The 7,015-nt window shown below is 36.2% G+C and carries 6 protein-coding genes; all 6 read right to left on the reverse strand.

Going from position 1 to position 7,015, the window contains the following annotated elements; genetic code table 11:
* Positions 1 to 30 precede the first annotated feature (30 nt).
* A complete protein-coding gene (locus EDC37_RS03085; RefSeq protein ID WP_132547800.1) occupies positions 31 to 729 on the reverse strand; it encodes an HAD family hydrolase in 699 nt (232 codons plus the stop codon).
* Positions 730 to 792: 63 nt separating this feature from the next.
* Positions 793 to 2,055, reverse strand: coding sequence for a class II D-tagatose-bisphosphate aldolase non-catalytic subunit (locus tag EDC37_RS03090; protein WP_132547802.1), 1,263 nt, complete (start codon positions 2,053 to 2,055; stop codon positions 793 to 795).
* A gap of 36 nt (positions 2,056 to 2,091) precedes the next feature.
* A complete protein-coding gene (locus EDC37_RS03095) occupies positions 2,092 to 3,147 on the reverse strand; it encodes a PTS fructose transporter subunit IIC (RefSeq protein ID WP_132547804.1) in 1,056 nt (351 codons plus the stop codon).
* A gap of 27 nt (positions 3,148 to 3,174) precedes the next feature.
* On the reverse strand, positions 3,175 to 3,495 hold the full coding sequence (locus tag EDC37_RS03100; protein ID WP_132547806.1) for a PTS fructose transporter subunit IIB: 321 nt from the start codon (positions 3,493 to 3,495) through the stop codon (positions 3,175 to 3,177).
* A gap of 29 nt (positions 3,496 to 3,524) precedes the next feature.
* Entirely contained in the window at positions 3,525 to 3,974 is a 450-nt protein-coding gene (locus EDC37_RS03105) for a PTS sugar transporter subunit IIA (RefSeq protein WP_132547808.1), read from the reverse strand.
* 25 nt (positions 3,975 to 3,999) lie between these two features.
* Positions 4,000 to 5,937, reverse strand: a complete 1,938-nt coding sequence (locus tag EDC37_RS03110; protein ID WP_132547810.1) for a BglG family transcription antiterminator — start codon at positions 5,935 to 5,937, stop codon at positions 4,000 to 4,002.
* Between the last annotated feature and the right edge of the window lie 1,078 nt (positions 5,938 to 7,015).

Here is a 7,015-nt window from a genome sequence, read left to right on the forward strand (position 1 = left end):
ATTTTTTACTCTATCTGAAAGAAAAATTATTTATATCAGTTTTTCTACTGCTGACAGCAAGTCAGCACTGCTTTTAACTTCCTTATCAGCAAGGCTGGTCGGCTCGGGACACAGACGTTGTCTGTGATTGAACCATACTGTCTTCCATCCGGCATTATAGGCACCTATGATGTCTGTTTCATAGGTGTCTCCTATATACCATGTTTCTGCAGAAATTATATTTAATTGTTTTTCGATGTATTTGAAAGCATTAATGTCAGGTTTTAGATATCCTGTATCCTCAGAGATAAAAATCTTGTCATCACTAAACCACCGATTCAGTCCCAAAGCCAAGATTTTTCTGTACTGAACCTGTCGCCTACCATTTGAGAGTATCGCTATAAGGATATGGTTCTTTCTACAAAGATTCAGTATCTTCACTATAATATCAGGAAGTGATATACGGGCTTGATGATAACGGTATTTTACTTCAAAAAGTTCAGCATCTTTTTTTGATATTGTTATTCCAGCGTCATGGTATGTTTTTTTGATGCGCAGGTAGAAGCAATCTTTTGAGGAAATAAATCCTTTTTTCTCCAGTTCAAGTATTTTATCCGAATATATTCTCGATTTTATAAATAGTTCATTGCAGTCGATATTTGTTTTGTCGATATACAGCTCTTTATGCACATTTTGAAATGGTTGCATTAGATCATAGAGAGTATCGTCCATATCAAAAATGACATTCACGATAGATTTCTCCTTTTCTGATAGAAATAAACGAATATTAAATGGATAATATTTGCTCTCTTATTATCTTTTTTTCAATTTTGTGGTAAGACCTTTAAGATTGAAACATTCAACATATCGGTCAATAGAATTTTTAATTTTATAAATTACATATTTTTCACCGTCAATACCGCTTGTTGCCAAATTTTCATATAGGATGGTTGTCTCCTGTTTGACACGGTCATTATTGAAGGTGTAATGACCACTTATTTCAGTGATAAGCAATGTGAGTTTTTTATCTCTGAAGATTTCTTCCGGAGACAGTGTGTCCTTGCCGTTGACCATCCATTTTTTCCAACGGCCGCTTTTTACAGCTTCCTGCCGCAGTACCTGACCTAGTTTTGATGGTTTTTTTAAGATTCTCTGCGCTGCTAGACGTTTTTCAACCTCAGTGAGTTTAAGATAAGCCTGTGTTTCCACTGTACCAAATTCGGGAGCGACATTCATTGCCGTTACACCAAGTGCAGGATGTTCCAGCAGAACAGCATCGTCAAGATAATCCCCGTTATGCTCCTTAAGACCTACACCATATTTTTTAGCAATTGCCGATAGTTCTTTACATGAAGCAGAGTCTACGTGACCTACATTTTTTGTAAGACGTGTAAGCGTACCCGTATTGCCAACGATGAATGCAGGATGTGGTAGTTTCTTTTCATCAAGGCGGGCAATAAGCTTTTTTATAAATTTTTCATAATTTTCACTGGAAGTTAAACCACCGTTTGTTTCTTCTGTGCCTACTTCATAGCTGATAGCGGGCAAACCGCGTACGATACGTTCTTTTTCGGCATATTCTATAAGTTCTACTGTGCGGTTAATGTTGACATCCATGTTAATGACCTTACCAATAGTATAGGGATCCTTAGTAGGATCTATATGCAGCAAATTAAATTTGCTAATTAAATCAATAAGATAGGATTTTTTACCAAGGGCCATTGCTTCTTTTTCTGGCAGATGGGCATTGCGCTCATTATCACGCTGCCAAGGACCACCGTGGTCACGGCAAAGGAAGTAAAGACCGTCGTAATTTATTTCTTTAGCGACCTTTTTGATCGCGTCAGCAAAACGTTCCTGATTCCAATTACATACGTACCCACCACCCAATTCATCTGCATCGACCTGATTGCGACTCGCAATAAACATCAACGGAAAATCTTTTTCTTTTGCAAGTATCATGGATGCTTTTATCAAGTTTATGGACATTGGTCCGATCCCTAGCATACTTGCCTTATTGTTTCCATTAAAAGCCAGCATTTTCTGTACAACTTCATTTAATGTAATTTTATCCATTACCAAGAACTCCTTCAAAGTATTATTTGAATTATTTTATTGTTCCTTTTCAATATTTGGACGCAATAAGTGCAGACAAATGGCTGTTACTATCACACCGACAGCCATATCTACTGCATACCACAGCGGTGCTTTATTAACTGCAGCAATAACGATAAGCCCACCGTGAGGCACCATGCATTCCACGCCGTGAATCATTCCTAGCCCTGCACCGACCGCGCTACCAATCATAATAGATGGTACCACAGTTTTCAGACTTTTTACGGCGAACGGAATAGCTCCTTCAGTAATACCGATAAGTCCCATAAAAGCTGCAGACGATCCCATACGACGATCATCTGCACCCCACTTACGCCGTGAAATAAAGGTTGACAGTGCAATACCAAGCGGTGGAACTGCAACCGCTATACGATAAGCCCCATTGGGACCATATATTCCCTCTGCCATGAGTGCCAGTGTAAAAGCTGTTGCAGTTTTATTGACAGGGCCGCCCATGTCAAATGCTGCCATTGCTCCAAGAATTAGGCCGAGTACTAAAGCGCTACCGCCCTGCATACCAGACAGTATGGTTATCAACCAACTCATTGCTATTCCTATCGGACCTACCAGAATGTATATATATACCATGGAAATAATAACTGTAGTAACAATGGGAATTATTAATATAGGCATAATGGTTTTTACGGTATCGCCGACTTTCCATTTTTTTACCCATCTTGCTAAAAATCCGCACAGTATCCCCATCAGCATTGCACCAAGAAAACCTGTCTGAACATGATTTTCACCGATCGGCGTATTAGCTATGAAGCCAGTAATCATTCCGGGGGTAATACCTGGTTTTCCTGCAAGGGAATAGGCAATGTAGCCTGACAGAACCGGAATCATCATTGAAAAACCTGCGCTGCCTATTATCCCGAGATTTTGAAGAAAAGGATTGGTAACAACCATCCCCTTACCAGCAGTGGCATCACCGCCGGCCAATGATAAAGCCAGACATATGCCTCCGACGACGACTGTCGGCATCATATAAGAAACGCCTGTGCTGAAAGCCTTGGTTAAATCACTAATAAAGCCTTTCATTGTATCTGACATCGTCTTATCCTCCTTATATACAGCAGTTTATTTTACTAGGCTGACAGCCTTATCGATGACCGCCGCAGGATTGCGGATAACTTCTGCGGGATTTAAAGTCAGGATTTTGCCTGCATCATCCTTTTCTTCAAAACGTTCTTCTCCTTCAATACCGATGGCTACAGCCATGATTACAACGTCAGCTTCTGTAATTTCTTCTTCACTCAATTCATTGTCTATTCCCATGCCACCCTGTGTTTCCACCTTTACCTCATAGCCTCTTCTTTTACACTCCTGCTCAATTGCCTCCTGTGCCATATATGTGTGGGCTACACCAGTAATACAAGCCGTAACTCCTACAATTTTCATATGAATCATTTCCTTCCTTTTTATTAATATTAAAGTTTTTTATTGATTGAATTCAAAAGTTTAAATGCTTCCTTTTCTGTTTGGCATCTGAACAGCTCTTCTCGAAAACTGTTATTGATTAATTTTTTGCTGATCTCAGAAATGGCCTTCAGGTGCAACTTATTTGTGTGTTTTTCTGGTACACCGATAAGAAATATAGCTTTTACACGGTCTTTTGTTATATTATCCCATTCAAAAGCTTCCTTTACGTTCACATAAGCAATAAATGCTTCTTTTACCGCATCTGTTTTTCCGTGCGGAATGGCGATACCGTATCCGATAGAAGTCGAAATGTCCGCTTCACGATCTAATACTGTTGCGATGAATTTTTGCTGATCGTGCAGCATGCCGGCTTTGTCAGCCATTGCCGCAATAAAATCGATGACGGCAAGACGGTTTTGAAATGATTGTCTAATAAAAATCAGTTTTCGGCTGATCATTTTCCACATCTCCTATGTTATAGACTCATAGACTCAGCAAATGAGCTAAACTTTTTTTGAATTTTTTGGTGTCTTCTCTGCCGAATTTCTTAATTTCAGTTCTTATATTCGAACGGACCATTTTTTTGTAAAATGTCGAAAATAAAGCAAAATTTGCCATGAATTGTTCTTTGGAAACGGCAAACATAAAAACATAACTCACATCAGATATTTCCCAATGAACTGGCTCCTGTAGACGAAGAATTACCAGTTTTGATTCTCTGACAAAATCCGGGTTTCCATGCGGTATTGCAATCAGTTCTATATCGGTTGAGGAAATATTCTCTCGTTCAATAACACTTTCCAAATAATTTTCGGTAACTAATTTGTCTTTATACAGTGAAGTAGCCGCTATTTTTATTGCCTCATTCCTAGATCTGATGTCTTTTACATCTATGACTGCCGCATGCATAATAGAAAGTGCTAATAGATTATTGATACAGTGCATTTCTATAAAATATCTGATTTGCTTAAGCTCATTTTGCGTGAGTAAAGGTGTTATATAAATTACAGGGATTGTTTTTGCTTCAATGTTTTCTGTGCTTAAAACAAGATCTGCATCGAAGCTTTTCATTTGAAAAAAATGCTGCATGGATATGGTATCCGCAATCTCCACCATGTGAAAAATTCTTTCTATTTTTGCGGCAATTAAGCTTGCTGCTGCCATACCATAGTGGCAGACAACAAGAATTCGGAGTTTCTTTTCACCATTTTTCATTCGTTCGATTGCTGCTTGAAAATGTAGTGTCAGATAGGTCATTTCATCATTGGATGGTTTGTACATGAACCTAGACGAAATGACTTCAGCAGTAACAGCAGCCATCTCAAATCCTAAGGGATATTGATGCTTTATGTCATGCCAACTGTAATCTAGAGAGAATTTTTTCAGCAGATCTCTGCGCAAAACTGTAGTATAAATATGCACGGAAAGACCTTTCATCAATTCCTGATCTGCGTTGAAATCTATTGACATACGCTCAAAGATTTTTCGAAATATTTCACCGACTACATCTCTCATTTCGCGTACAAATTTTGTGCTGTCTGATATTTTTTGTTTACGCAATGTCATAAATAGATAACACAAATAATTTTGTTCATTGGTGTCATAAATTTGCAGTATAGAGCAAATTGTTTTGGCCACAGCTAGATATTCCTTTTCTCCCTGCATGCCATGTATTATGTCGAAAAAAGCAGTTTCTATATATACTGTTTTTTTACTGCGCTGACAAAATTGAATGTAGATGATTTGCAGAAAAAATTGGCATATTGCCTCATCTGTGAAGATAAAAGCTGAGATGCTTTGAAGGTAATGAAGAGCTTTCATTCCTTTTATAATGTATTCAGGAATAATATATTGCAAAATAGGAAAATGTCTTACATGAAACTGTTTAAGTTCTTTAGTGAAATTAATGCCTTGGACATATGGCTCCATCACTTCCACAAAGCGACTTCGTTTTTCTATTTGCGATGCTATGCTACGAATGCCGTGATGCCGAGTTGACTGTAATTCTTCAGGATATTTTTTCAATAAGGATGCCATAATTTTTTCGATAAGCGATTTACTGACATACAAAGTATCAGCCATATCCTGCAGAACAACAAAACTATCATTAAAAAGCATCATTAAAATAATTTGTTTTTCCAGCGAAAATTCTAGCATTAACTCTGAAATTTTTAATACATAGGGCATATTTTCTATACCGTATATACATAGCTGGTTTCCTGGTAAAATTTCTATGGTTACATCATGGTCTTTCATAAAACCTTTTATGTTTTGCAAATCAGATTTAACGGTCTGCATTGAAACATTCATAGTTTTCCCAAGTTCCTTTATACCAACTTTAGGATTTTCAATTATACATTTTATAAGGTTAACTTGTCGTCTTACCAGTTTCATGTTTTTGCCTCCGTCTGAATAAATCATAGCAAATCTCTCCTTTAAGTAAAACTCAATATAATTCCATAAATTCAAAAAAAAATGTGTTTTTCAAATTATCATTTTATTATAATGATAATTTGAACAGTCTGTAAATTCACTAACTGTCTAATTTCTTTTAAAAATACTTTTGAAGAGTTTTATAATTTACTGATGAATATAGTTATATAGAATCTTAGTGCAAACCATTTCATTATGTACAAATATATTCTTACATCTAGCAAAATCCAAAGCAGTATCAATTGACCATTTATACTGTTTTACTTTTTCTTCACCCCAAAATAAAAAGGTTGAATAAGACTTGTCCACAACATATTAAAAGGTCTTCGGTGCTTCCTTTTATAGATAATTTGTCCAGTGTTGACTAAATACGTAATGTCGTGTTATGACTATTGTAATCTATCTACAATGATTACCCCAAATAATTTCTTATTCAACATTTAAATCACAACACGAGATCACTATGAATTTTTTATCCGTTCAAATTCATTTTACAATTAACTTTCTGAAAGAATTTGTTTTAGTGTCAAGAACTTTAAGAGATTCTTAATAGATGGATGTTTATTGTTAATTAAAAAAACAGCAGGATAATATTCCTACTGCTTTTGTAATGCCTTAATTTCTTGCCAAAACTTCCAACATTTCCATAAATTTTTGGGAGATTCCTTTTCCATTGTATTTTTCTCGGATAAATACTCTTTTTACTTCTGTGCATCCATTATCATATACAACGATTACGTAATGAATATCATCAAGGGAGTTATATGGAATATATTGCTCTCTGTTTTTTTCGCCTTTAACTAAATTATTAAAAAAATGATCTAAAGCGTGGTATAACCAGATAAATGCCCATTTTTCCCGTCAATATACTCAAAACGCATATTTTTAACCCGCCCAATCATTTTTCGTTTAATATATTATTTTAAATTTTGTCTAATAAGTAAATTAATCAAGTATTATTAGCTTCTTAACCCTGTGTGTTAGCATAGTTGTCAGTGATAGATGAAAGCTTTTGTGTTACTATAGAGAAGTATCACAGAAAGGAGCTCGACACCCATGCAGTATA

Source organism: Pectinatus cerevisiiphilus (assembly GCF_004341685.1).
GTDB lineage: Bacteria > Bacillota > Negativicutes > Selenomonadales > Selenomonadaceae > Pectinatus > Pectinatus cerevisiiphilus.